Origin of the sequence: Acidovorax sp. FJL06 (genome assembly GCF_003852545.1) — a bacterium.
Classification (GTDB): domain Bacteria; phylum Pseudomonadota; class Gammaproteobacteria; order Burkholderiales; family Burkholderiaceae_C; genus Acidovorax.
This window is the reverse complement of the sequence record NZ_QAJR01000011.1, coordinates 82658-108875: the sequence shown is the minus strand read 5'-3', so window position 1 is coordinate 108875 and position 26218 is coordinate 82658. Positions and strand designations below refer to the sequence as shown.

Here is a 26218-nt window from a genome sequence, read left to right as displayed (position 1 = left end):
ATCTGTGGCGCTTGCGATTTCTTTGTGTGTCCGTTTTTGATTCTGAGGTTGTTCCATGCCCGCTCAAAAGTCCGCGAAGCCGCCCAAGTCTGCTCCAGGCACTGCCGCAAAGGCTGTTCCCACCCCTGCTGCCAAAGCACCCGCAAAGGCGGCGGCCAAAAAGTCCGCCGCCGCGCCCGCTCCAGCAGCCAAGAAAGTCCAAACCGTGTCCGTGAAAAGTACCGCCGAGCTGATCAAAGCCGCCGATGAGCTGCTGAAGAAGAAACCTGCCCGCGCCAAGGCTGTCGCCGCTGCCGCCGACGACGAAGAAACCCCGAAGAAGCGCCCCGGCCGCCCTGCCAAGGCCGCAGGCACCGCAGAAGCCAAGGCCCCCGCCAAGCGCGGCCGTAAGCCCAAGGCGGCCGCCGCGGGCGACGAAGGCGGTGACGACACCGACCTGTCCGACATCGAATCGGACCTGGAAGGCGAAGTCGAGGAGACCCCTGAAGCGGCCGCCACGGTCGAAAAGGTCAAGCCGCTGCGCATGAAGATCAGCAAGGCGAAGGAACGCGCCTTGATGAAGGAATTCGGCCTGGACGAAACCGTCCTGTCCGAAGAAGACATGCAAAAGCGCCGCCAGCGCCTCAAAGCCCTGATCAAGCTGGGCAAGACGCGCGGCTACCTCACGCACGTCGAAATCAACGACCACCTGCCCGACAAGCTGGTCGATGCCGAAACTCTCGAAGCCGTCATCACCACCCTGAACGACCTGGGCGTGGCGGTGTACGAGCAGACGCCCGACGCCGAAGCGCTGATCATCACGGACAACGCTCCCGCAGGCGCCACCGAAGAAGAAGCCGAAGAAGCCGCCGAAGCCGCGCTGTCCACCGTGGACTCGGAATTCGGCCGCACCACCGACCCGGTGCGCATGTACATGCGCGAAATGGGCACGGTGGAGCTGCTGACCCGCGAAGGCGAAATCGAAATCGCCAAGCGCATCGAAGGCGGCCTGATGGCCATGATGGAGGCGATCAGCGCATCGCCCGCCACCATCGCCGAGATCCTCAACATGGGTGAGGAGATCCGCGAAGGCAAGGTCGTCATCTCCACCATCGTGGACGGTTTCTCCAACCCCAACGAGGCCGACGACTATGTGGCCGAAGAAGACTTCGACGAGTTCGACGAAGCCGACGACGACGACGGCAAGGGCGGCAGCAAGGCGCTGACCAAGAAGCTCGAAGAACTGAAGAAACAGGCGCTGGAGCGCTTTGACAAGCTGCGCGAGCTGTTTGAAAAAGTGCACAAGGTGTACGACAAGGAAGGCTACGGCACGCCCGCCTACACCAAGGCACAGCATGCCCTGTCGGCCGAGCTGATGACCATCCGCTTCACCGCCAAGACCATCGAGAAGCTGTGCGACATGGTGCGCGGCCAGGTGGACGACGTGCGCAAGAAGGAGCGCGAGCTGCGCCGCATCATCGTGGACAAGTGCGGCATGCCCCAGGAAACCTTCATCAAGGACTTCCCGCCCAACCTGCTGAACCTGCAGTGGGTCGAGAAGCAGGCTGCCGCCGGCAAGCCCTGGTCGGCCGTGATTGCGCGCAACATCCCGCCCATCCAGGACCTGCAGCAAAAGCTGATGGACCTGCAGTCGCGCGTGGTGGTGCCGCTGACCGAGCTCAAAGGCATCAACAAGCGCATGAACGAAGGTGAAGCCACCTCGCGCGATGCCAAGAAGGAAATGATCGAGGCCAACCTGCGCCTCGTGATCTCGATTGCCAAGAAGTACACGAACCGGGGCCTGCAGTTCCTCGATTTGATCCAGGAAGGCAACATCGGCCTGATGAAGGCGGTGGACAAGTTCGAATACCGCCGCGGCTACAAGTTCTCGACCTACGCCACCTGGTGGATCCGCCAGGCCATCACCCGCTCGATCGCCGACCAGGCGCGCACCATCCGCATCCCGGTGCACATGATCGAGACGATCAACAAGATGAACCGCATCAGCCGCCAGCACTTGCAAGAGTTCGGCTTTGAGCCCGATGCGTCCATCCTGGCGGCCAAGATGGAGATCCCGGAAGACAAGATCCGCAAGATCATGAAGATCGCCAAGGAGCCGATCTCCATGGAAACGCCGATCGGCGACGACGACGACAGCCACCTGGGTGACTTCATCGAAGACGGTGCCAACACCGCCCCCATCGAAGCCGCCATGCAGGCCGGCCTGCGCGACGTGGTCAAGGACATCCTGGATGGCCTCACCCCCCGCGAAGCCAAGGTGCTGCGCATGCGCTTCGGTATCGAAATGACCAGCGACCACACGCTGGAAGAAGTGGGCAAGCAGTTCGACGTGACCCGCGAGCGCATCCGCCAAATAGAAGCCAAGGCGCTGCGCAAGCTCAAGCACCCCTCGCGCTCCGACAAGCTGCGCAGCTTCATCGACTCGCTGTAAGCCAGCACCACGGCACCCGCCGACCGCACGGCGGTCGGCCCCGCCCTGACGCCCTGCCCCGCACCTGCGGCGCAGGGCGTTTTGTTTTTGAGGCAAACGCAGGCCCCATGCCTCCACGTTTACCCCGATGCCATTGACAGCAGACTGACAGCTTGGGTGGTGACCATTGCCGCACCAAGAACCTGCCATGCAGTTCGGCAATCTTCCTTGCAAGACCTGCCCCAGGCCCCGCCGGGGGAGAACCCCTCCCCTTTTCTGCCCCCACGCAGGCCGCCCCAACGATCTGCCCCTTCTTCCCCAAGACCGTATGACGACCTCTTTCAATCGCCGCCAGATCCTTGCCCGGGCCACCGCCACGGGCGCCATCGGTGCGCTCGGCGCCCCATGGGCCACCTCCGCCTGGGCCCAGGCCGCCGCGCGCAATGTGCCCGCCAAGGCCCCCAAGCTGGCCGCCACGCTGCGCATCGTGATCCCCGCCAACCCCGGGGGTGGCTGGGACCAGACCGGCCGGGCCCTGGGCGCGGCGCTGACCGCCGTGGGGGCCGCCGAGCAGGTGGAGTACGAAAACATCGGCGGCAAGGGCGGCACCATCGGGCTGGCCAAGTACGCTGAAAAATACGGCAACGATGCCAACACCCTGCTCATGGGCGGCATGGTGATGGTGGGCGCCGTGGCGCTGCAAAAACCTGCGGTGGACATGACGCAGATCCAGCCCATCGCCCGCCTCACCAGCGACTACCTGGTGGCGGCCGTGGCGGCCAAGTCGCCCATCAAGACCACCAAAGACCTGGCCGAGGCCCTGCGCGCAGACCTCAAGGCCGTGCCCGTGGCCGGCGGCTCGGCGGGTGGGGTGGACCACATCTTTGCGGGCGTGCTGGCACGTGCCGCCAAGGCCAACCCGGAAGGCCTGGTCTACAAGCCGTTCCCCGGCGGGGCCGATGTGGTCGAGGCCGTGATGTCCGGCAGCGCGGCCATGGGCCTGTCGGGCTACAGCGAGTTCAGCGATGCCATTGCGGCGGGCAAGCTGCGGGCCATCGGCGTCTCGTCCCGCCGCAGCGCCTTTGGCCTGCCGTCCTTCCGTGAACAGGGGCTGGATGCCGCCATGGCCAACTGGCGCGGCGTGTTCACGGGCAAGGGGGTGGCCCCGGCGCGCATGGCGGAAATGCTGGCCGCCATCGAGGCCGCCACCCAACACGAGTCCTGGTCGCGCACGCTCAAGCAGAACCGGTGGGAGCCCTCCTGGCTGACCGGCAAGGATTTGGCCGAATTCATGGAGCTGGACCTCACCACCGCCCGGGTGATGGTGTACCTGCTGAAACTGAAGGCCTGATCCCACCGCGAAGGCCCCGGGGGCCAGCTGCAGAACCTTTGGAGTCTCTGATGATGAAAATGTCCAACCACTCCATCGGCGCACGCATGGCCGCCGCGCTGGGCCTGGTGCTGGCGCTGCTGCTGGGGGCGGCCCTGTTTGGCATCGCGGCCCTGTACCGCACGCTGGACACCTACGACACCACGGTGCTCGGGCGGGTGGCCCAGGAGCGCGCTGTGAGCCGCATGGAAAGCGAGTTCAAGACCCAGGTGCTGGAGTGGAAGAACACCCTGCTGCGCGGCGAGGACTCGCGCAAGCGCGAACTGCACTGGGCCGCGTTCCAGGCCAGCGAAAAGCGCGTGGCCGAGGCCGCCAAGGCGCTGGAGCCCACCCTCGCGGACGCCCAGGAAAAGGCAGCCCTGCAGAAGTTCACCCAGGCGCACGCGCAGATGGCGCAGGGCTACCGCAAGGGCTTCGAGGTGTTCCAGTCGCTCGGGTTCGTGCCGTCGGCCGGCGATGCCGACGTGGCCGACATCGACCTGGGCCCCGCCAGGCTGCTCACCGAACTCAGCCAGCAGGTCGCCGCCAGCAGTGCCGCCATTGCCCAGCAGGCCGCGCAGGATGCGCACCGGGCGCTGGCCAGCAGCCTGGTGGCGCTGGCCCTGGTGACCGCCCTGGGGGCCTGCGCGGGCTGGCTGCTCACACGCTCGGTGGTGCGCCCGCTGGGCGTGGCGGTGTCGCTGGCCCACAAGGTGGCGGCGGGCGACCTCACCACCAGCATCCGTGTCGAGGGCCGCGATGAACCGGCCCGCCTGCTCGAAGCCCTGCGCGCCATGCAGGACAACCTGGAGACCGTGGTGGCGGGCGTGCGCAGCAACGCCGAGGGCGTGGCCAGCGCCAGCGCCGAAATTGCGCAGGGCAATGCCGACCTGAGCCTGCGCACCGAAGAGCAGGCCTCGTCGCTGGACGAAACCGCCTCGTCCATGCAGCAACTGCAGGCCACCGTGCAGCAGAACGCCTCGAACGCGCAGCGCGCTAACGAACTGGCCAAAAGCGGCGCCACCGTGGCGCAACGCGGCGGCGATGTGGTGACGCAGATGGTGGAGGTGGTGCAGGGCATCCAGGAGAGTTCGCGCCGCATCGCCGACATCATTGGCGTGATCGACGGCATTGCGTTCCAGACCAACATCCTCGCGCTCAACGCCGCCGTGGAAGCCGCGCGCGCGGGCGAACAGGGTCGGGGCTTTGCCGTGGTGGCCAGCGAGGTGCGCAATCTCGCCACGCGCAGCGCCGGGGCGGCCCGCGAGATCAAGGCACTGATCCAGACCAGCGTGGAGCGCGTGCAGGCGGGCTCGGACCTGGCGCGCGATGCCGGCACCACCATGGCCGAGGTCGTGGCGTCCATCCGCGGGGTGAGTGCCCTCATGGAAGACATCAGCCAGGCCAGCGCCGCGCAGACTTCGGACATGCAGCGCGTGACGCAGGCCATCGTGCGCATGGACGATGTGACGCAGCAAAACGCCGCGCTGGTCGAGGAGAGTGCCGCCGCCGCCGGCAGCCTGAGCAGCCAGGCCCGCCAGATGGTGGATGCCGTGGCGGTGTTCCGCCTGAGCCCCCCAGCGCACCACGCCCTGCCGGCGCCGCGCGCCTGAAGTGCGCACTACTAAAACAATAGCTGCTAGCGCTTATCCATCAAGCCCTAGCAGCCAATAAAACCCAGATACCCGCCCCCCTCGCCATAAGCCTCGCTGGCCGGTGGCGGAGCGCAGCAGACCAGCGGGCCGTCAGTCGATCTTCACGTTGGCGTTTTTCACCACCTGCGCCATGCGCGCGGCTTCGCTGCGGAAGAACGCGGCGGCGGGCTCGGGGGGCGTGAGCCGGATCTCGTAGCCCTGGGCAATCAGCGCATCGCGTGCTTCGGGCATGTCCATGGCGGCTTTGAAGCCGTTGTACAGGCGGGCCAGTTCGGCCTTGGGTACACCCGCAGGTGCCACGGGCGCAATCCAGCCATCCAGCTCGAAGCCCGGCAAACCCTGCTCGGCAATGGTGGGCACGCCGGGCAGCGCAGCCACACGGTTGGCCGAGGTCACGCCCAAAGCGCGCAGCGTGCCCGACTTGATATGCGCGGCAGCCGGAGCCACCGCCACCACACCCAGCTGCACCTGGCCGCCCAGAATGTCGTTCATGAGTGGGCCCATGCCCCGGTAGGGGATGTGCTTGATGTCGAGCTTGGCCTGGTCCACAAACATGGCCGCGCCCAGGTGCAGGATGGTGCCGTTGCCCGAGGAGCCGTAGTTGAGCACGCCCGGCTTGGCCTTGGCGAGCGCGATCAGCTCCTGCACCGTCTTGGCAGGCAACGCGGGGTGTGCCACCAGCACGAAGGGCGTGGCGCCCAGGATGGTGATGGGCGCAATGTCAGCGAGCGAGTCGAACGGGATGTTCTTGTACACGCTGGGGTTGACCACGTGGTTGTTGGACACCACGCCAATCACCGAGCCATCCTTGGGTGAGCGCACGATCTGCGTGGTGCCCGTGATGCCGCCCGCACCCGGCAGGTTCTCAATGAACACCGGCTGGCCCAGCGCCTTGGCCAGGCTGGTGCTGATGGCACGCATGGCGCCATCGGCTCCCGACCCTGCCGACAGCGGCAGGATCACGCGCAACGGTTTGCCATCCCCCTGGGCACGGGCCGCGCGCGGCAAGCCCCAGGCGGCAGCGCCCAATGCAGCGGCGCCGGTGGCGAGGGCCCGGCGGCGCGTGAAGAGGCCGCTGGCGGCGATCCCGGCAGGGGGCAAGGCAATGGCGGGGGCGGACTTGGGCATGGTTTGTCTCCGGTCGTTGGCAGGGATTCCAGGGGCCTGCGGTCTGCGCCGCGTGGTGTGCCCCCGGTCGTCAAATAGGAATCAGAAGGATCAGGCGATGGCCCCGGCAGCATGCAAGGCCGCCACCTCATCGGCCGTGTAGCCCAGGCCCTGCAGCAGCTCGGCCGTGTGCTGGCCCAGGCGGGGCGGGTCGCAGCGCACGTCCAGGCGCTGGCCCGCCATGCGCAGGGGCATGAGCGTGATCTGCGCCGCCTGGCCTGCACGCTCGCCGTCGGGCAGCGTGATGTCGGCCAGGCCACCGGTGGCTTGCAGGTGCGGGTCGTCAAACAGCTCTTCGGGCCGGCGGATGGGCGCAAACGGCAGGCCGTGGCGCTCGAAGATCGTGGCCAGGGCATCGGCCGAGTGCTGCGCCAGCCGCTCGCGCAGCACCGGCATCAGTGTGGGGCGGGCGCGCACGCGGTCGTTGTTGGTGGCCAGGCCGGTGTCGGCCTTCAGGTCGGCATAGCCCATGGCGTCGCAGAAGGTCTGCCACTGCGCATCGCTCACGGCGGCCAAAAAGATCTGCCCGCCGTCCTTCACGCTGAACACGTCGTACACGGCCCAGGACGAAATGCGGTCGGGCATGGGAGCGGCGGGTTGGCCGGTGACGGCGTACTGCATCATGTGCTGTCCGACCAGGAAGACGTTGTTCTCGAACAGGGCCGAGTCCACCTCCTGCCCGCGCCCGGTGATGCCGCGCTGCATCAGCGCCGCCATGGCACCAATCGCGCCGAACATGCCGCCCATGATGTCGTTCACGCTGCTGCCTGCGCGCAGCGGGTCGCCGGGGCGGCCGGTCATGTAGGCCAGGCCGCCCATCATCTGCACCACCTCGTCGAGCGCCGTGCGGTGCTCGTACGGGCCGGGCAGGAAGCCCGTGTGGTTCACGTAGATGAGGCGCGGGTTGAGCTGGCTCAGCGCCGCGTAGTCCAGGCCGTATTTGGTCATCACGCCGGGCTTGAAGTTCTGCGCCACCACATCGGCCGAGGCCGCGAGCTTGCGCGCCGCCGCCAGGCCCTCGGGGCTGCGCAGGTCGAGCGCAATGCTTTTTTTGTTGCGGTTGAACATGGGGAAGAAACCCGCGCCCGCGCCCAGCAGGTGGCGCGTGCGGTCGCCGTCCACCGGCTCGACCTTGATGACCTCGGCCCCCAGGTCGGCCAGCACCATGCCGCAGGTGGGGCCCATGACCATGTGGGTGAACTCCACCACGCGCAGGCCTTCGAGCGGCAGGCGGGGGGACGAGGGAGTGGCGGGTGTGTCGTGCATGTTCTAAGCGTTCAGAAAAGAGTTCAGGCCGTTGCGGCTTCGCGCAGCGCGGCGGGTGCGGCATTCTGCGGCAGCCCCGCCTGCCACAGCGTGCCGTGCAGGGTTTCACCCGCCAGCCAACCGGCCACGCGCTGGCGCAGCGCCAGCAGCGCGGTCACATCGATGCCGGTGGCAACGCCCATGCGCTCCAGCATGAACACCAGGTCTTCGGTGGTGACGTTGCCGCTGGCGCCCGGTGCATGCGGGCAGCCGCCGATGCCGGCCAGGCAGGCGTCAAAGCGGGTGATACCCGTTTGCCAGGCAGCATAGACATTGGCCAGGCCCATGCCACGCGTGTCGTGAAAGTGGGCGCAGCACAGGCGGTCCCCGACCAGGGCCCGCGCTTTTTCAAACAGGCGGGCCACGGCGGCCGGGTCGGCATAGCCCACGGTGTCGGCCAGGCTCACGCGGTCGGCCCCGGCATCCAACAGGGCCACCATCAGGCGCAGGACTTCACTTGCAGCGACCTCACCCTGCAGGGTGCAGCCAAAGGCCGTGCCCACACCGCCCTCGATCACGGTGGGGCTGCCGCTGGCGTCGCGCAGCGCACGGATGCGCGCCACCTCGGCCACCACCTCGTCGGGCGTCTTGCGCAGATTGGCCAGGCTGTGGGCGTGGCTGGCAGACAGGGGCACCACCATCAGGTCAGCGCCACACTCCAGCGCGCGCTCGGCCCCCTTGAAGTTGGGCACCAGCACCGAGGCCACCAGGCCCGGCAGGGTTTTGGCATGCGCCAGCACCTCGGCCGTGTCGGCCAGCTGGGGCAGCAGGCGGGCGGGCACAAAGGAGCCGACCTCAATCTCGCGCTGGCCAGCGGCGTAGGCGGCGTTGATCCAGTCGATCTTGTGCGCGGTGGACACCAGGGTGGCAATGCTTTGCAGGCCGTCGCGCAGGCCCACTTCGCGGACGGTGGCACGTGCCGGGGTGGTGGAAGCGGTAGAGGGGGTGCGCACTGTGTTGTCTCCGTCTGGTGGTGTTCTGCGGCCCATTCTAGAAATTCCCAACAGAATCAGAAAATCCATTTTGGAAGCCATATGATTCCAAACAGGAACACCAAACACCTGGAGGCAAGGCCATGCGCGACCTGGACCTGCAAACCCTGCGGCTGTTTGCCGCCGTGTGCGAGCAGCGCAGCATTGCGCGCGTGGCCGAGCAGGAGTCCATCGTCGGCTCGGCCATCAGCAAGCGGCTGGCACAGCTCGAAGACACGGTGGGCACACCGCTGCTGCTGCGCAAGCGCCGGGGCGTGGTGCCCACCCCGGCGGGCGAAACCCTGCTGGAACACGCGCGCACCATGCTGGCCAGCGTGGGCCAGATCGAGCGCGACATGGCGGCCTATGCCACCGGCACGCGCGGCCATGTGCGCATGCTGGTCACCGCGTCCGTCATGGCCGAGTCGCTGGCCGACGATGTGGCCGCCTTTCTGCAAGACCCGGCGCACCGCAACATCCAGATCAGCCTGGAAGAGCGTGTGAGCCCCGACGTGGTGCAGGGTGTGCGCGACGGCAGCGCCTCGATCGGCATCTGCTGGGACGCGGCCGACCTCTCCGGCCTGGAAACCAGCGCCTACCGCAGCGACCACCTGGCCGTGGTGGCCCACCAGTCCCACCCCGTGGCCCAACTGCAGAGCGTGCGGTTTGCCGATGTGCTGGAACATGAATTCGTCAGCATGCCCGCCCTGAGCGCGGTGCAGGTGCTGCTGGCACGCGCCGCCGCCGTGGAGGGGAAAATGCTGGCCCACCGGGTGCTGGTGTCCAACTTTGACGCGGCCCTGCGGGTGGTGCGTGCCAACCTCGCCATCAGCGTGGTGCCGCGCGAAGTGGCCCAGCCCTTTGCCCAGCTGGCGCCGGTGCGCATCGTCCCGCTGAGCGATACCTGGGCCCAGCGGCGCTTCGCCATCTGCTACCGAAGTGCCCAATGGCTCCCGCCCGCCGCCCAGTTGCTGGTGGGCCATCTGGCGGGCCTGGGGCGTGCCTGACGCAGCCCCCAAACCGTGGCCCTGTCGCAACAGTTTGATACGCAACATCGTATTTTTCGCCCTTAGCGCATGCGTGCTGTGCGTTCTGAGCTACTAAACTTGTAGCAAAATGGGTTCCGCGCTATAGTCTCAGCGCATCAGCGGGCCTGGCCAACGGCCACCCGCACCGAACCTGAATTCACACTTTGCGCGAGGAGAAGCGTCCATGAGCTCCAAAGAAAATGCTTCCATCAACCAGCTTTTCGAAAAACTCGAATGCCGTTATGCGCTGCGCGTGCTGTGGGCGCTGAAGGACGGCCACCCCCAGACCTTCCGCCTGCTGCAGGACAGCGTGGGCGGCATCACCCCCAACACGCTCAACACCCGCATCAAAGAGCTGCGTGAAGCCGGCTTTGTGGACCACGGCAGCGACGGCTACACCGTCACCCCCTCGGGCGCCGACCTGCTCAAGCGCCTGTCGGACGTGCAGGCCTTCGCCACCCGCTGGGTGGCAGGCCGCGCCAAGAAGGCCTGAGCCCCCAGCCCCAGCACCCTGGCCCCCGGCCACACCCGGGGCTTTCGCTAAAATAGGATTCCAGATAGCTTCTAGCGCGCGATGAGCAAGCGCTAGAAGCTATATTTTTAATAGTATTCAAGGAACCTCCACCATGGCACTGACCACCACCGCATCCGGCCTGCAGTACGAAGACACCACCGTGGGCGAAGGCGCCGAGGCCACCAAGGGCCAGAACGTGTCGGTGCACTACACCGGCTGGCTCTACAACAACGGCGAGCAAGGCGCCAAGTTCGACTCCAGCCGCGACCGCAACGACCCCTTCGAGTTCTCGCTGGGCGCCGGCATGGTCATCAAGGGCTGGGACGAAGGCGTGCAGGGCATGAAGATCGGCGGCCAGCGCACGCTGATCATCCCCGCCGCCCTGGGCTATGGCGCCCGCGGCGCCGGTGGCGTGATCCCCCCGAACGCCACGCTGAAGTTCGATGTGGAACTGCTGAAGGTCGGCCGCTGAGCAGCCCCCTGGGCCTGACGGCCTGAACCTCCCTCTCCAAACGGCCTTCGGGCCCGATGCCGGTCAGCCCCCACTGACCGGCATTTTTTTGCCCGGGCCTTGGCGCGCAGGGAGCCGAGGCGGGCCCCGCCCCCCGGCTATGCCGGTACCACCTCCACCCGGTTGCGTCCCTGGTTCTTGGCGTGATAGAGCGCGCGGTCGGCCCATTCGATCAGCGCCACCGGTTCTTGCGCCTCGCTGGGCACCAGCGAGGCGACCCCGATCGAGACGGTCACCACGGAGCCCTCGGCCAGCACGCCGTGCGGGATGGCCAGCGCCTCGATGGCCAGCCGCAATTTTTCAGCCAGCAGGCGTGCGCCGCTGAGCGCAGTCTCGGGCAGCACCATCGCAAACTCTTCGCCGCCGTAGCGGGCGGCCAGGTCCGTGGCACGCCGGCGCACACTGGCCAGTGCCTGGGCCACCGCACGCAGCGCGTCGTCGCCCATCACATGGCCATAGTGGTCGTTGTAGGCCTTGAAGTGGTCCACATCCAGCAGCAGCAGCGATAGCTCGCTGCGGTTGCGGCGGCCGCGCAGCCATTCGGTGAGCAGAAACTCATCGAAGTGGCGACGGTTGGACAGGCCGGTGAGGCCGTCCGACTTCATCAGCTGCTGCAGCGCCAGGTTGGTTTCCTGCAGCTGCTGCTGGCTCAGGCGCAGCGCGCGGTTGGCCTCGTCGCGCTGCTTCAGGGCCATGTAGGCACGCGCGTGGTAGCGGATGCGCGCCACCAGCTCAATGGCATCGGGCAGCTTGACGACGTAGTCGTTGGCCCCGGCCGCAAAGGCCTGGCTCTTCACGCGGGCGTCTTCTTTGGAGGACAGCACGATGATGGGCGTATCGCAGAGGGCCTCCACCGCGCGGTAGCCGCGCACCAGGTCCAGTCCGTCCACGCCCGGCATCACCAGGTCCTGCAGGATCACCGCAGGGCGGATGCGGTCGGCCACGCCCACCGCCTCCACCGGCGTGCTGCAATAGTGGAAGTCGATGCCCACCTCGTCGGCCAGCATGCGCCGCACCGCCTCGCCGATCAGGACCTGGTCATCGACCAGCAGGACCATCACATCGCCAACCTCGGCGCCCGCCGGGCGGTCGGGCTGCGGGTCGATACCTGTCGTCGTCATCACGTTCTCCTCATGTTTCTTTCAGGCGTTCAGGCATTCAGGCGCACAGCGCCACCAGGCGGGCGGCAATCTGCGACAGAGGCAACACCTGGGTCGCCGCGTTGATCTCTACCGCCGCCTTGGGCATGCCCCACACGGCGCTGCTGGCACGGTCCTGGGCAATGGTCGTGAAGCCGCGCTCGCGCATGGCCTTGAGCCCCTGGGCGCCGTCGCTGCCCATGCCGGTCAGCAGCACGCCCACGGCCACGCCCCGCCAATGCTGGGCCACGCTGTGCAGGAACACATCGACCGACGGCCGATACGGCAACCCCGCCGGCTCGTCGGCATAGGCCAGCGCCCCGCTGCGCTCCAGCCGCAAATGGCTGTTTCCGCCCGCCAGCAACACCGCCCCCGGCTGCGGCACATCGCCGGGGCGCGCCAGACGCACCGGCAGCGCGCATTCGCGCGCGAGCCAGTCGGCCATGCCGGCGGAAAACCGGTCGTCCAGGTGCTGCACCAGCACCACGCTCCCCCGGAAGCTGGCCGGCAGGCTGCCCAGCAGCGTGCTCAGCGTGGCCGGGCCGCCGGCCGATGCGCCCACCGCCACCAGCGCCGGCCAGGGGTCTGAGGGCGGGCGCGGCGCGGGGGCCGGCGCCGCACCGGCCTTGGCATGCTGCGCCGGCCCGCTGCTGAGCAACCCGATGTTGCGGATGCGCCGCAGCAACCGCTCTGCGTCGATATCAGGCCGCACGCCCAGGCCCGGAAGATCGACCACATCGCGCGCACCCAGTCCCAGCGCAGCAAACACCAGGTCTGCGCGGGGCTCGGCGAGCGTGGTGAACAGCAGCACGGGACAGGGCAGAACCGCCTGCAGCTGGCGCGCGCGCTCGACATCCGTCTCGCTGTCGAGCTGCTGCAGCAACAGGTCGGGGGGCTCGGCGCTCAGCTGCCGGCGGGCCTCCTCCAGGCCGAGCGCCTGCCAGGCCTGCTGGTGCAGCGGCTCGAACAGCCGGCGCAAGGCCAGGGCCCGCCCGGCGGTATCGGCCACGATGGCAAGTTTCATGCGTGCGCATCCCCCAAGAGCATGTGGACGGCCTCCAGCAGGCTTTCGTCGTGAAAGCTCGATTTCGTCAGGTAATGGTCGGCGCCGGCCTCCAGGCCCCGGCGGCGGTCTTCCTCGCGGTCTTTGTACGACACCACGATCACCGGCAGCGACTGCAGGCGCGGATCGCGGCGCAGCTGCGTGACGAGTTCGATGCCGTCCATGCGCGGCATGTCGATGTCGGTGACCAGCAGGTCGAAATGGCCGCCGCGCAGCACATTCCAGCCATCCATGCCATCCACCGCCACGCTCACCTCATAGCCGCGGCTGCTCAGCAGCTTGCGCTCCAGCTCGCGCACGGTCAGCGAATCGTCCACCACCAGCACGCGCTTGCGCGCCTGCGGCGCCAGGCCTTCGGGCCGCGCCACGCGCTCCACCTGCCCGCCGCCCAGCAACTTGCCCGCCGAGTGCAACAGTTCATCGGCATCCAGGATCAGCACCGGCGAACCGTCGTCGAGCAAGGCCCCCGCAGACACCCCCCTCACCGCACCCAGCCGGGGGTCCAGCGGCATCACCGCCAGGCTGCTCTCGCCCAGCACCTGCTCGACCGCCACGGCGTGGCATGCCTCGGGGCCGGACAGCAGCACCACCGGCAGCCCCGGCGACCCCGGCAGGTCGCGCTGCACGCCCGGCACCTGCAGCAGCTGGCTCGCCGCCAGCAGGCCGATGTGACGCCCGTCGTGCCAGAGGTGCTGCTGGCCTTCGATCCCTGCGATGGCCTCGGGCGCCACCCGCAGCACGCGCTCCACCTTGGCCAGCGGCAGGGCATAGGGCTCGCCGCCGATCTCGACAATCAGGCTGCGCAGCACCGACAGCGTCAGCGGCAACTCGATCTGGAACTGGCAGCCCAGGCCCTCGCGCTGGCGCAGGCGCACACTGCCACGCAGGCTGCGCAGCTCATGCTGGACCACGTCCAGGCCAACGCCACGGCCCGATACGTCGCTGAGCACCGGGCTCATGCTGAAACCGGGCAGGAAGAGGAAGGCCAGCAGCTCGTCCTCGCCCAGCTGCTGCGCCATGTCGGCCGGGACCAGGCGGCGCTCACGCACGGCGGCGCGCACGCGCTCCAGGTCCACGCCGCGCCCGTCGTCTTCCACATCCAGCAGCAGGCGCCCCGCAAAATGCCGGGCACGCAGGCGCACCACCCCTTCGGCAGGCTTGCCCAGCCGGGCCCGCTCGGCCGGTGGCTCGATGCCGTGGTCCACGGCGTTGCGCAGCAGGTGGATCAGTGGCGCCTCCAGCCGCTCCAGCACGTCCCGATCGGCCTGGGTGCCCTCCCCCTCCAGTTCGAGCCGCACCTGCCTGCCCAGCTGGCGGCCCAGGTCGCGCACCATGCGCACCTTGCTGGCCATCAGGTCGGCGCAGGGGCGCATGCGCGACGCCAGGGCAGCGTCGTAGAGCCGGTGGCTGCGCTGGCCAAAGTCCCAGGCAAAGCTGTCGAACTCTGCGCTGTGGTTCTGCAACTGCGCCTGGGCTTCCTGCAGCCGGTCGCTGGCGCTGGCCAGCAGGGCCTGCGCAGCGGGCGGCAACGCGTGGCCCAGCAGGGCCTCGCGCAGCCCGTCCAGCGACTGGCCCATCTGTTGCTGCAGCCGGCGCAGCCGCGCCAGCCCCTCCCCCAGCGGCTGCGCGCGCTGCGCGGCCACCAGCGAGCGGCCGGCCAGATCGAGCAGCAGGTCCAGCCGCTCGGCCGACACCCGCAGCACGCGCTCCCGCTGCTCCGGCACGGTGTCAGCGGGCTCTGCGGCCCCACCGACCAGGGCCGGCAGCAAGGCCCCGGCCCGTTGCACAGGCCCGCCGGCCGGCATGGCCGCACTGCCGCCGCTCCCTGCACCGCCGCCGCCGTCCAGTTGCGCCAGCAGGTCCGGCAGGCCGTCCGCCACCCCACCGCCCCCCAGGCGCAGCAGCATGTCAGAGCCCCGCAGCAGGGCATCGATGTGCTCGGACCGCAGCGGCAACCGCCCCTCCTGCGCCGCCACCAGCAGGTCTTCCATGCGGTGGGCCAGTTGCACTGCGGCATCCAGCCCGACGATGCGCGCAGCCCCCTTGAGCGAATGTGCGGCCCGCATGCAGGCATCGAGCGCGGCCGGGTCCGAGGGCTCGCGCTCCAGCGCCAGCAGGCCCGCAGTGAGCACCTCGGTCTGCGCCTGCGCCTCCATGTGGAACAGCTCCTGCATCGAGCGGTCCTTGTACGCGTCCAGGCTGCTCATCGCAGGCTCTCCTGCAAGGCCTGCGCGAGATGCTGTGCGTCCAGCCAGGTGACACTGCGCTGCTGCCACTGGAAGGCATGCTGCGCCAGCCGGCTCGCTGGCAGGCTGCTGCCCTGGTGGGCGGGCACCAGGGCGGCCTGGGGCACGGCCTGCACGCCATCTACCTCGTCCACCGGCAGCACGAGCGCACCGCCAGGGGCATCCAGGATCAGGTGGCGCGGGCGCCCTCCCGGCACGCCCCCCACCCCGGCCGCCTCCAGCCCCAGCAGCGGGCCCAAGGCCAGCGCCGGCACGAGCACGCCACGCACATTGCACACCCCCAGCAGCACCCGGCCATGGCGATAGGGCAGGCCATGGATGGTGCTGACCGGTGCCACTTCGAGCAGTTGCCCCGGGTCCAGCGCCAGCCAGTCCTGGCCGACACGGAAAAGCAGCGCCGGGCGGGTCTTTGCCGCCGGCGCCTCGGGGGGCGGCGGCGCGTCGGCATCCCCCAGCTGCAGCGCATGGCGGTCGAGCAGCCACATCGCCGCTTCGGCATGGCGCTCGCAGTTGCGGCAATGCACATGGGCCGCCAGCCTCTCGCAGGAGCGGTCACCCTGCACGCCAATGTGCTGCCAGCAGGCGTACAGCTCGGTGCCTTCAAGGCCCTGCATGGCGGCCTCCTTCCGGTTTCAGCCGCTGCTGCAGCCGGCGTGCGCCGCTCTGGTCGCCACGCGCTGCCAGCAGCGCCGCCAGATGGGCCAGCGCCTCGGGGTGGCGCGGCTCCAGGTAGAGGGCCTTGCGGTAGTAGCCCTCGGCATCAGCAACACGCCGCTCCCCATCGCACAGCAAGCCCCACCAGTAGAACAGTGCCGCCGAAGGGCCAAACGACTGCAGGTGCCGGGCACAGGCCGCCAGGGCCTCGGCGGTGCGCCCGCTGTCGGCCAGGCGCTCGATCTGCGCCAAACCGGTTTGCGCTGCGGGATCTGCGGCCGGCACAGAAGGCGTGGCCATGGCCGGGGCGAATGCGCGGCGCGGCGGGGCCACCGCACGCGGTGTCGGCCCTGCCGCAACCGCTGGGCGGGCGACCGGCCACGCCGGCACGGGGGCAGAAGCAGGGGCCATGGCCGCCGCACGCCGCGCAAACGCAAAACTCTGCGCGCGCTCCAGCGCGGGCAGGCCCTGCTGCCGGATCATGCCCGCCTCGGCCGGGCCGACAAAGAGCAGCCCCTCGGGGGCCAGCCAGCGCTCCAGCCGCGCCAGGGCCTGCATCTGGGTTGCGCGGTCGAAGTAGATCAGCAGATTGCGGCAAAACACAAAGTCGTAGCCCGCCGCGCCCAGCGCAAAGCTGGCGTCGAGCAGGTTGCCAGGCCGGAAATTCACCACGCCGCGCACGGCATCGCACAGCACATGGCTGCTGCCATCGGCCCGAAAGTACCGCTCGCGAAAGCCCAGGTCCGCACTGCGAAAGGCGTTGGCGCCATAGCGCGCCGTGGCGGCGGCGTCGAGCGCACGCAGGCTCACATCGACAGCATCGACGCGCAGTTCGACCGCCGAGAAACCAGCATCGAGCAGGCACATCGCGATGGAGTACGGCTCCTCGCCCGTCGAGCAAGGCAGGCTCAGAATGCGCACGGGCTGCAGAGCCCCCCGCTGCGCGCGCAATGCCCGTGCGCGTTCGGCCAGGAGCGCGAAGGCCTCCGGGTAGCGAAAGAACCAGGTCTCGGGCACGACGATGGCTTCGACCAGCGCCTGCTGTTCGGCGGCAGAGCCTTCCAGCAGCGCCCCATAGGCCGCCTGGCCCAATTGAAGCGCTTCCAGGCGCTCACGCAGCGCGCGCTCCAGCGCACTGCGCCCAATCGCCTCGATGTCGAGCCCGATCAGCGTTTTCAGCAGCTGTTCGCAGTGCTCAAGCATCGGCAGCATTCACCAGGAGTTCGGCCACATCGGGGGGCAGCAGCCCGGCCACACGGATGCGCTGCACCAGGCCATGCGGCGCGGTTTCCTGCACGGCCCCCAGGTAGCCGGGCTGGCGCGCAAGCCCCACCGGCTGTGCATCTTCCATCGGCAGCCGGTCCACCCGGCTCGCCTGTTCGAGCACCAGGCCGAGCAGGCGCCCGCCAAAGACCTCAGGGTGCCGCACCAGCACCAGGCGGGTGCTGGTGCGCACGTTGGCAGGCCGGCCCAGCACGCGCTGGCACAGGTCCAGCACCGGAACCATCCCGCCCCGGTACGCCAACAACCCCGCCACCCAGGCGGGCGCTTCGGGCAGTTGCTTGAGCCGCTGCAGCGGCAGCACCTCGCTCACCTCGGACGCTGGCAGCGCATAGCGGTCAGCCCCGAGGCTGAACAGCAGGTGCAACTCGCCCGCACGTTCGCTCATGGCTCATACCTTGAAACGGCTGACACCTAGGCGCAGGCCATGCGCGACCTCGTTCATGCCGTCGATCGCCAGGCCCGCCTGGCGCAGCGAGTCCACGGTCTGGCCGCTGGCCTCGCTGAGCTGCCCCAGCGCCTGCTCGATCTGCTCGGCGCCGCCGGACTGCGTCTGCATCCCCTCGCTGACCAGTTGCACGCGCGGCGCCAGTGCCTGGATCTGCTGGATGATCTGCGAGAGCTGCTCGCCCACCTGGCCCATCTCGGCGTTGCCCCGGCGCACCTCCTCGGAAAACTTGTCCATGCCCATCACCCCCGCCGACACGGCGGACTGGATCTCCCGCACCATCTGCTCGATGTCGTAGGTGGCCACCGCAGTCTGGTCGGCCAGGCGGCGCACCTCGGTGGCCACCACGGCAAAGCCACGGCCGTATTCACCGGCCTTTTCGGCCTCGATCGCCGCGTTCAGCGAGAGCAGGTTGGTCTGGTCCGCCACCTTGACGATGGTGGTGACCACCTGGTTGATGCCACCGGCCTTTTCGTTGAGCAAGGCCAGCTTGGCGCTGACCAGCTCGGCCGCGCTGGTCAGCTGGTGCATGACCTCGCCCATGCGCGCAACCCCCATCTGGCCCGAGCCCGCTGCGACCGCCGTCTGCTCGGTCGCCGCCGACACCTCGCGCATCGTGCGCCCCAGTTCGCGCGACGTGGCGGAGATCTCGCGCGATGTGGCGCCGATCTCGCTGGTTGTGGCGGCTGTCTCGGTGACGGTGGCCTGCTGCTGCTTGGACGTGGCGGCGATCTCCGTGATCGAGGTGGTCAGCTGCACCGCCGAGCGCTGTGTCTGCGAGACCAGCTCGCGCAGCGAATCGGCCATGGCGTTGAAGCCCTCCTCGATGCGTGCGAACTCATCACGGCTGCCCAGGCTCAGTCGGCCGGAGAGGTCGCCCGTGCCCAAGAGCTTCATGCCGGCCAGGATGCCCTGGATGGGGCGCTGGATGGAACGGCTCAGCAACACACCGCAGGCCGTGGCGACCAGCACCGCCAGCAGCAGCGCCCACAGCGTCAGCCGCTGGTTTTCAATGGCGATCCGCTCCACATCGTCCATTGCCCCGACGATTTCGCGCTGGTTCAGGTCGATCATGGTCATCAGGTGCCCGTGCAGCCGGTGCCAGACGGGCACGACCTCCTGCCTGGAGAATTGCAGCGCCTGGGCCTGCCGGCCGTCTTCCAGCAGCGCCACCAGCTGCTGGTGCAGGCCGAGGTAAATCTTCCAGTCCGCCTGCAGCGCGCGAAAAGCCTCCCGGTCTTCGCTGAGGGTGATGGTGGGCGGGTACGCATCGGCCCCTTTCCGCACCTCCTCGGCCACGGCCGCCAGCCTCTCATAGGCCGCCTTCATGCCGTTGTTTTGACGCTGGTCACGGCCCACGCTGCTGAGCAGCAGGTCCTGGGTGAGCAGGTGGTGGTCGGTGATGGCAGAGCGCAGGCGCGCGGCAACGACCACCCCCTCCAGATCGGATTGCTTGACCCGCTGCGCCCGGGCCTGATTCGACTCGGCCCGGGTATAGAAGGTGGCTGCCATGCCCAGCATCACGGCAATGATCAACGCGAAACTGGCGGTCATGCGTTGACTGACATTCATCCCTCTCATCCTTTTACCTCCTGGCCCGGCAAGGCCTTGGTCTCTGGAGCCCGGGCACCATGCAGTCCCGCCCCTGCAACGGCGCAGCCGTCATCGTCCACCGAGCGATTGCGATCAGTCGAACAGTGCCTGGTCCAGCCGCTCGAACCGGGCATCGCCCACGGCCTCGCGGATCTTGGGCGCCAGGGCGGCCAGATCATCGAAATTGCCCGCCCCCTCCACCGCCAGATTCAAGCGGAAGCCGCGCAGCCCCAGCCCTGCGGTCAGCTCCGTGGCAATCGGATAGGCGGCCTGGTAGCGCTCCTTGGGCGAGCGCCCGGAGCCTTCCACGGGCGAGGCGATGGTCCCGAGGTCGGTGCCCGGCGCCTCCACAGCACCGGGCGTCGGCGCCATGCTGGTTGCTGCTGCTACTGCGGCGACGGCGGCGGCCGCCGGAAGATGCTGCCCGGACAGGGGCGCCAACAGCCCCTGGGCAATCATGGTCTGAACATCGTCCTGCGTAATGCCCATGGCCGCCGTGGCCGCCAGAATTTCCCCCGTGGTGCGTTTGCCATCAAACAGGATGAAGGCCGAACGCTGGCGTGAACTCAAACTGCCCCGTCGATCCTTGAGTGCCTCCTGCCCCGCCTGGGTTTTGACAAGAACCATGCGTCTCCTAGTTGTATTGCAACGATTGCGATGTGCGATGTAGCGATGCAAAGCCAGCCGGCTGCCCATCGCCAATGACCCAGAATCCCATGTTTTGGCACCCATGGAAATCGGGGTTTACACATAAACACCGCCAGGCCCGCCCGGCCGCCGTGCCTACATTTCGGAGCGGATGCGCGGCAAGGCTGGGGCGGGGCGCGTGATCCAGCTCACGACCAGCGTGAGCAGCAACCCGCAGGGCACGCCAAACACCCCGGCCGAGATGGGCTGGATGCCGAACCACAGCCCGTCGGCCAGCAGCCAGCGGGGCAGCACCTGCACGGCGGGCACATGGGACAGCAGGTAGTACACCGTGACGGCCAGCCCGCCCAGCATGCCCGCCACTGCCCCCTGCCGCGTGGTGCCGCGCCAGAAGATGCCCAGCACCATGGCGGGCACAAAGGCCGATGCGGCCAGCGAGAACGAGGCCGACACCATGGGCAGGATCTCGGAGGGCTTGAGCGCGGCCACGAAGGCCGCCGACAGGGCCACGGCCAGCAGCGTGAACTTGGTCAATATCACCCTCTGCTCGGGCGATGCCTGGCGCCGCGACCCCTGGAAGTACAGGTCGCGCACCAACGCATTGCTGATGGTGAGCAGCAGGCCATCGGCCGTCGAGAGCGCCGCCGCCAGCCCGCCGGCCGCCACCAGGCCCGACACCACATAGGGCAACCCCCCCAGCTCGGGGGTGGCCAGCATGATGAGATCGGCCCCCAGCCGGATCTCGCCAAACTGGATCAGGCCGTCGCCATTCACGTCTTCCACCGACAGCAGCGAGCTGTCCACCCGCGCCCACTGCGCCATCCAGGTGGGCAGTGCCTCGAAACTGCTGCCCACCAGGTTCTGCATGACCTCGAACTTCACCAGCACGGCCAGCGCCGGCGCACTGAGGTACAGCAGCGCGATGAAGAACAGCGACCAGCCCACCGACGCGCGCGCCGCCGACACCGAGGGCGAGGTGTAGTAGCGGGTCAGCAGGTGCGGCAGCCCCGCCGTGCCCACCATCAGGCAGAACATGAGCGCGAGAAAGTTGCGGCGCGCGAGTTCGTAGTCGCGCTGCTCGTCGGGCGTGCCGTCGGGGTCGCCTGCATAGGCCTGGCTGTGCGCGGGCAATCCGCCCAGGGGGCGCGCACGCTCGTAGTTCTCGCGCATTTCGCGGGTCCAGCGTTCTCGGGCCGACGCCGCGTCGCGCGGCAGTGCCGCCAGCTCGCGGCTGGCCGAGACGATCAAACCCACATCGGCGTTCTGGGCCCGCAGGGCCCGGATGCGTTCGCGCCCCTTCTCACGCTCGCGCTCCAGCGATACCTCCACATTCTGCAGGCGCGCCTCGAAGTCCTTGGCGCGCTGCAGGTAGGCCTGCACCACCTGGTGCTCGGCCGGCGAATCCAAGAGCTGCGCCTCCAGGTCGGCAATCTTGCTGATCTGCTCGCCATACACCAGCGGCGCCAGCGGGTTGCCCAGCTGCTTGTAGGCCAGCCACGACACCGGGATCATGAACGCCAGCAGCAGCACCACGTACTGCGCCACCTGCGTCCAGGTGATGGCACGCATGCCCCCCAGGAACGAGCACAGCAGCACGCCGCCCAGGCCCAGCATGATGCCGATCTCGAACTGCACGCCCGTGAGGCGCGAGGCGATCAGCCCCACACCGTAGATCTGCGCCACCACGTAGGTGAAGGAGCACAGCACGGCCGCCAGTGCGGCAATCACGCGCGGCCAGCGGCCGCCAAAGCGCACATGGAAGAAGTCGGGCACGGTGTAGAGCTTCATGGCCCGCAGATGCGGCGCAATCAGCATCGCCACCAGGCAGAACCCGCCCGTCCACCCCAGCAGGTAGGCCAGGCCACCGGCCTGGCCCGGCGTGCCCGAAAAGCCCTGCAGGTACAGCGCCCCCGACAGGCTGATGAACGACGCGGCGCTCATCCAGTCGGCCGCCGTGGCCATGCCGTTGTACATGGGCGGAATGCGCCGCCCCGCCACGTAGTAGTCCTCGGGGTCCGTGGTGCGGCCATACACGCCAATGCCGGCATAGACCATCACGGTGAGGAAGAGAAAGATCGGGCCGATCCAGTGGCGCGAAAGGCCCTGGCGCTCGGCCCAGGTCATCAGGGCCAGAAAGCCCAGCACCCCTGCCACATACAGCGCCAGGATGCGGTGCAACCGCCACAGGTAGGCGCGGTCGCCATCCACGCTGCCCGGCTTGCGCTCAGCCATGGGGGCGGTCTGCGGCGTGGGCCGAGGGCAACGGCTCCTGCGCCTCGCGGCGCGCCAGGTCCTGCCGCTCGAAGTGGTTCATGGCCCAGCCATAGGCCACCACGATGCCGATGAACACCAGCACGGCCCCCTGGGCCGCGATCCAGTACCCCAGGGGCCAGCCACCGACCACCAGCACCTGCAGGTCGCGAGCGAAGTAGGTGGCGCCAAACGACACCACCGCCCACAGCAGCAGCAAGCCCGCCTTGAGCCACAGGTGGCGCACGTCGTGCAGGTCGGGCGGAAACGGCCCGGCCATCTCGGCATCGGCGGGGCGCGGGGCTTGCGGGGACAAGGGCTGCATCACACGCACGGCATCACGGGCGCAGTGGCAAATGGTGCAGATGGAACATGCGGCCCTCGGTCCTGCGGGGGATCAGCCGGCCAATTGCTGCCAGGTGGCGATCACGCTGTCGGGGTTGAGCGAGATCGACGAGATGCCTTCCTTGGCCAGCCACTGCGCAAAGTCAGGGTGGTCGCTGGGGCCCTGGCCGCAGATGCCGACGTACTTGCCCTGCGCCAGGCAGGCCTTGATGGCCTGGTGGATCAGTGCTTCCACAGCCGGGTCGCGCTCATCGAAGTCCTGCGCCAGCAGCTCCAGGCCCGAGTCACGGTCCAGACCCAGGGTGAGCTGGGTCAGGTCGTTGGAGCCGATCGAGAAACCGTCGAAGAACTCGAGGAAGCGATCGGCCAGGATGGCGTTGCTCGGCACCTCGCACATCATGATGACCTTGAGGTCGTCCTTGCCACGCGAGAGGCCGTGGGTGGCCAGCAGCCGGGTCACGCGCTCGGCCTGGCCCAGCGTGCGCACAAACGGCACCATCACCTGCACGTTGGTCAGGCCCATGTCGTTGCGCACGCGCTTGAGCGCCTCGCACTCCATCGCAAAGGCCTCGCCGAAGTCTTCGCTGATGTAGCGCGCCGCGCCCCGGAAGCCCAGCATCGGGTTTTCTTCCTCGGGCTCGTAGCGGCTGCCGCCGATGAGCTTGCGGTATTCGTTGGACTTGAAGTCCGACAGGCGCACGATAACGGGCTTGGGCCAGAAGGCGGCGGCGATGGTGGCCACGCCTTCAGCGACCTTGTCCACGTAGAAGGCGCGGGGCGATGCATGGCCCCGGGCCACGGACTCCACCGCCTTCTTCAGATCAGCGTCGATCTGGGGGTAGTCCAGGATGGCCTTGGGGTGCACACCAATGTTGTTGTTGATGATGAACTCCAGGCGCGCCAGACCCACCCCTTCATTCGGCAACTGGGCAAAGTCAAACGCCAGCTGGGGGTTGCCCACGTTCATCATGATCTTGGTCTTGATGGGGGGCATGGCACCGCGCTGCACTTCGGTCACTTCGGTTTCGAGCAGGCCGTCGTAGATGCGGCCGGTGTCGCCCTCGGAGCAGCTCACCGTGACCAGCGTGCCGTCTTTCAGCAGCTCGGTCGCGTCGCCACAACCCACCACGGCGGGGATGCCCAGCTCGCGCGCAATGATGGCGGCATGGCAGGTGCGGCCGCCCCGGTTGGTGACGATGGCGCTGGCGCGCTTCATCACCGGTTCCCAGTTGGGGTCGGTCATGTCGGTCACGAGCACATCGCCGGGCTGAACCTTGTCCATCTCGGCAATGTTGTGCACCAGGCGCACGGGGCCGGTGCCGATCTTCTGGCCAATCGCGCGGCCTTCGGCCAGCACGGTGCCCTGGCCCTTGAGCTTGTAGCGCAGCTCGGCCTGGCCCTTGGACTGGCTCTTCACCGTCTCAGGGCGGGCCTGCAGGATGTAGAGCTGGCCGTCGGTGCCGTCCTTGCCCCACTCGATGTCCATGGGGCGGCCATAGTGCTGCTCGATCACCAGCGCGTAGCGCGCCAGCTGCTCCACATCGGCATCGGTCAGCGAGTAGCGGTTGCGCTGCTCGGTGGGCACGTCCACGGTTTTGACGAGCTTGCCGCTGGCGGCCTTCTCGTCGGGCGTGGAAAACACCATCTGGATCAGCTTGCTGCCCAGGTTGCGGCGGATCAGCGCCTTCTTGCCCGCCTGGAGCATGGGCTTGTGCACGTAGAACTCGTCGGGGTTCACGGCGCCCTGCACCACGGTCTCGCCCAGGCCGTAGCTGCTGGTGATGAAGACGACTTCTTCAAAGCCGGACTCGGTGTCGATGGTGAACATCACGCCGGCCGCGCCCAGGTCAGAGCGCACCATGCGCTGCACACCGGCCGACAGGGCCACCACGTCGTGCTCGAAACCCTTGTGCACGCGGTAGGAGATGGCGCGGTCGTTGTACAGCGACGCGAACACTTCCTTCATCTTGTGCAGCACGTCGTCAATGCCCACCACGTTCAGGAAGGTTTCCTGCTGGCCGGCGAACGATGCGTCGGGCAAATCCTCGGCCGTGGCGGACGAGCGCACGGCAAACGAGGCAGCAGGGTTGCCCGCGCTCAGCTGGGCGAACTCGTCGGCAATGGCTTTTTGCAGGTCGGCCGGAAAGGGCTGGGCCTCGACCATGGCACGGATTTCAGCGCCCACGGCAGCGAGCGCGCGCACGTCTTCCGTGTCCAGGGTCTTGAGCTTGGCGCTGATCTTGTCGGCCAGGCCGTCATGGGCCAGGAATTGGCGGAACGCATGGGCCGTGGTGGCAAAGCCCGTGGGCACGCGCACGCCCTGCGGCAGTTGGGAGATCATCTCGCCGAGGGAGGCGTTTTTACCGCCTACGGCCTCGACATCGGTCATTCTCAGGTTTTCAAACGGTACGACCAGGGCGGTCGGGCTGAAAAGTGCAGACATGGGAAAGCTCCAGAAGTTGAAACCGGGTCTGCGCGCCTGCCCCCAAGGAGCCATGGGCGAGCGGCCATGCACGGGCTGCGGCTTTGTCGTTGTGGTTGTAGGCCGACGAAATGCATGGTGAGAATTGGATAATTGTGACAATTGTAGGCCCGCGCTTCTGGCAACGGGCTGACGCTTTCACGCGACTGACGCAAAACGGGACATCACCACCTCCTTGCGGTGGCTACCTTGTTTGCGCAAGTTCTATTAAAAAAAGGGGCCCCATGCACTCGCGCACCGTATTTTTTGTCTCTGACGGCACCGGCATTACCGCCGAGACCTTTGGCAACGCCATCCTGGCCCAGTTCGAGATGAAGCCGCGCCATGTGCGCCTGCCCTTCATCGACACCGTGGACAAGGCCCACCAGGCCGTGCGGCAAATCAACCACACCGGCGAGGTGGAAGGCAAAAAGCCCGTGGTCTTCACCACCCTGGTCAACATGGAGGTGCTCAAGGTCATTCAGGAAGGCTGCAAGGGCATGCTGCTCGATATGTTCGGCACCTTCGTGCACCCGCTCGAAGAGGAGCTGGGCATCAAGTCCAACCACCGCATCGGGCGCTTCAGCGATGTGAGCCGCAGCAAGGAATACAACGACCGCATCGAAGCCATCAACTTCAGCCTGGCCCATGACGACGGCCAGAGCAACCGCGACCTGGCCGGCGCTGACGTGATCCTGGTGGGCGTGAGCCGCAGTGGCAAGACCCCCACCAGCCTGTACCTGGCCATGCAGTGCGGTCTGAAAGCCGCCAACTACCCGTTGATCCCCGAGGATTTCGAGCGCCGCCAGCTGCCCCCGGCGCTGGTGCCGTTTCGCAGCAAGATCTTTGGCCTGACCATCAGCCCCGACCGCCTGGCCGAGATCCGCGCTGAGCGCCGCCCCAACTCGAAATACGCCAGCCTCGAAAACTGCCGCGCCGAAGTGGCCGAGGCCGAGGCCATGATGCGCCGCGCCGGCATCCGGTGGCTGTCCACCACCACCAAGTCCATCGAAGAGATTGCCACCACCATCCTGCAGGAAGTGCGGCCCGAGCGGCTGGTGTACTGACGAAAAAAGAAGGGCAAGAAGGCCGGGCGCCCTCCCCACTCGCCCTTCACGCTCCTCTTTTTATAGCTTCTCGCGCTTAGGCATCAAGCGGCA

At 67.9% G+C, this 26218-nt stretch carries 21 protein-coding genes; 7 read left to right on the top strand and 14 right to left on the bottom strand.

From position 1 onward, the window contains the following. Positions 1-55 precede the first annotated feature (55 nt). The 3 genes from rpoD to DBV10_RS07125 all read left to right on the top strand — a co-directional run bounded on the left by rpoD (position 56) and on the right by DBV10_RS07125 (position 5392). Positions 56-2431 (top strand): RNA polymerase sigma factor RpoD, encoded by a 2376-nt coding sequence (gene rpoD / locus DBV10_RS07135; protein ID WP_124512010.1) that lies wholly within the window; start codon positions 56-58, stop codon positions 2429-2431. A 307-nt stretch (positions 2432-2738) separates the two neighbouring features. Further along, positions 2739-3761: a tripartite tricarboxylate transporter substrate binding protein gene (locus tag DBV10_RS07130; protein WP_124512008.1), complete on the top strand. Its 1023-nt coding sequence runs from the start codon at positions 2739-2741 to the stop codon at positions 3759-3761. A gap of 53 nt (positions 3762-3814) precedes the next feature. Then, positions 3815-5392 (top strand): methyl-accepting chemotaxis protein, encoded by a 1578-nt coding sequence (locus DBV10_RS07125; protein ID WP_124512006.1) that lies wholly within the window; start codon positions 3815-3817, stop codon positions 5390-5392. Between the two features lie 132 nt (positions 5393-5524). On the opposite strand, the gene DBV10_RS07120 is transcribed toward DBV10_RS07125, so the two are convergent. From DBV10_RS07120 to DBV10_RS07110, 3 genes are all read right to left on the bottom strand, one after another. Next, the gene (locus DBV10_RS07120; protein ID WP_124512004.1) at positions 5525-6562 is read right to left on the bottom strand and encodes a tripartite tricarboxylate transporter substrate binding protein; all 1038 of its coding nucleotides are present in this window, start codon (positions 6560-6562) and stop codon (positions 5525-5527) included. A 90-nt stretch (positions 6563-6652) separates the two neighbouring features. After that, positions 6653-7867 (bottom strand): CaiB/BaiF CoA-transferase family protein, encoded by a 1215-nt coding sequence (locus tag DBV10_RS07115; protein ID WP_124512002.1) that lies wholly within the window; start codon positions 7865-7867, stop codon positions 6653-6655. A gap of 23 nt (positions 7868-7890) precedes the next feature. Then, positions 7891-8859: a hydroxymethylglutaryl-CoA lyase gene (locus tag DBV10_RS07110; protein WP_124512000.1), complete on the bottom strand. Its 969-nt coding sequence runs from the start codon at positions 8857-8859 to the stop codon at positions 7891-7893. Between the two features lie 122 nt (positions 8860-8981). Here DBV10_RS07110 and DBV10_RS07105 point away from each other — a divergent pair, with 122 nt between their 5' ends. The 3 genes from DBV10_RS07105 to DBV10_RS07095 all read left to right on the top strand — a co-directional run bounded on the left by DBV10_RS07105 (position 8982) and on the right by DBV10_RS07095 (position 10891). After that, a complete protein-coding gene (locus DBV10_RS07105) occupies positions 8982-9884 on the top strand; it encodes a LysR family transcriptional regulator (RefSeq protein WP_124511998.1) in 903 nt (300 codons plus the stop codon). A gap of 205 nt (positions 9885-10089) precedes the next feature. After that, the gene (locus tag DBV10_RS07100; protein WP_015013381.1) at positions 10090-10398 is read left to right on the top strand and encodes a helix-turn-helix domain-containing protein; all 309 of its coding nucleotides are present in this window, start codon (positions 10090-10092) and stop codon (positions 10396-10398) included. A 133-nt stretch (positions 10399-10531) separates the two neighbouring features. Next, complete coding sequence (locus DBV10_RS07095; RefSeq protein ID WP_055398683.1) at positions 10532-10891, top strand: FKBP-type peptidyl-prolyl cis-trans isomerase; 360 nt, start codon at positions 10532-10534, stop codon at positions 10889-10891. Positions 10892-11028: 137 nt separating this feature from the next. Here the strand turns inward: DBV10_RS07095 and DBV10_RS07090 are convergent, their stop codons facing one another. The 11 genes from DBV10_RS07090 to ppsA form a co-directional block, all read right to left on the bottom strand. Then, the gene (locus tag DBV10_RS07090) at positions 11029-12051 is read right to left on the bottom strand and encodes a diguanylate cyclase (protein WP_370451115.1); all 1023 of its coding nucleotides are present in this window, start codon (positions 12049-12051) and stop codon (positions 11029-11031) included. A 37-nt stretch (positions 12052-12088) separates the two neighbouring features. Next, positions 12089-13093 (bottom strand): chemotaxis-specific protein-glutamate methyltransferase CheB, encoded by a 1005-nt coding sequence (gene cheB / locus DBV10_RS07085; protein ID WP_124511996.1) that lies wholly within the window; start codon positions 13091-13093, stop codon positions 12089-12091. Continuing rightward, the gene (locus DBV10_RS07080) at positions 13090-15339 is read right to left on the bottom strand and encodes a hybrid sensor histidine kinase/response regulator (RefSeq protein WP_124511994.1); all 2250 of its coding nucleotides are present in this window, start codon (positions 15337-15339) and stop codon (positions 13090-13092) included. The genes cheB and DBV10_RS07080 overlap by 4 nt, the downstream gene beginning before the upstream one ends. Next, positions 15336-15992, bottom strand: a complete 657-nt coding sequence (locus DBV10_RS07075; protein WP_124511992.1) for a chemotaxis protein CheW — start codon at positions 15990-15992, stop codon at positions 15336-15338. The genes DBV10_RS07080 and DBV10_RS07075 overlap by 4 nt, the downstream gene beginning before the upstream one ends. Further along, on the bottom strand, positions 15979-17244 hold the full coding sequence (locus DBV10_RS07070) for a protein-glutamate O-methyltransferase CheR (protein WP_233589830.1): 1266 nt from the start codon (positions 17242-17244) through the stop codon (positions 15979-15981). The genes DBV10_RS07075 and DBV10_RS07070 overlap by 14 nt, the downstream gene beginning before the upstream one ends. After that, positions 17228-17701: a chemotaxis protein CheW gene (locus DBV10_RS07065; RefSeq protein WP_124511990.1), complete on the bottom strand. Its 474-nt coding sequence runs from the start codon at positions 17699-17701 to the stop codon at positions 17228-17230. Before DBV10_RS07065 ends, DBV10_RS07070 begins: the two co-directional genes overlap by 17 nt. A 3-nt stretch (positions 17702-17704) precedes the next feature. After that, a complete protein-coding gene (locus DBV10_RS07060; protein WP_124511988.1) occupies positions 17705-19342 on the bottom strand; it encodes a methyl-accepting chemotaxis protein in 1638 nt (545 codons plus the stop codon). 105 nt (positions 19343-19447) lie between these two features. Continuing rightward, a complete protein-coding gene (locus DBV10_RS07055; RefSeq protein ID WP_124511986.1) occupies positions 19448-19981 on the bottom strand; it encodes a hypothetical protein in 534 nt (177 codons plus the stop codon). Positions 19982-20137: 156 nt separating this feature from the next. Next, positions 20138-22234, bottom strand: a complete 2097-nt coding sequence (locus DBV10_RS07050) for a VC_2705 family sodium/solute symporter (protein ID WP_124511984.1) — start codon at positions 22232-22234, stop codon at positions 20138-20140. After that, on the bottom strand, positions 22227-22577 hold the full coding sequence (locus tag DBV10_RS07045; RefSeq protein ID WP_124511982.1) for a DUF4212 domain-containing protein: 351 nt from the start codon (positions 22575-22577) through the stop codon (positions 22227-22229). The genes DBV10_RS07050 and DBV10_RS07045 overlap by 8 nt, the downstream gene beginning before the upstream one ends. A 72-nt stretch (positions 22578-22649) precedes the next feature. Continuing rightward, positions 22650-25040, bottom strand: coding sequence for a phosphoenolpyruvate synthase (gene ppsA / locus DBV10_RS07040; RefSeq protein ID WP_124511980.1), 2391 nt, complete (start codon positions 25038-25040; stop codon positions 22650-22652). Between the two features lie 263 nt (positions 25041-25303). Between ppsA and DBV10_RS07035 the strand changes: the two genes are divergently transcribed. Next, complete coding sequence (locus DBV10_RS07035; protein WP_124511978.1) at positions 25304-26125, top strand: pyruvate, water dikinase regulatory protein; 822 nt, start codon at positions 25304-25306, stop codon at positions 26123-26125. Positions 26126-26218: the final 93 nt, after the last annotated feature.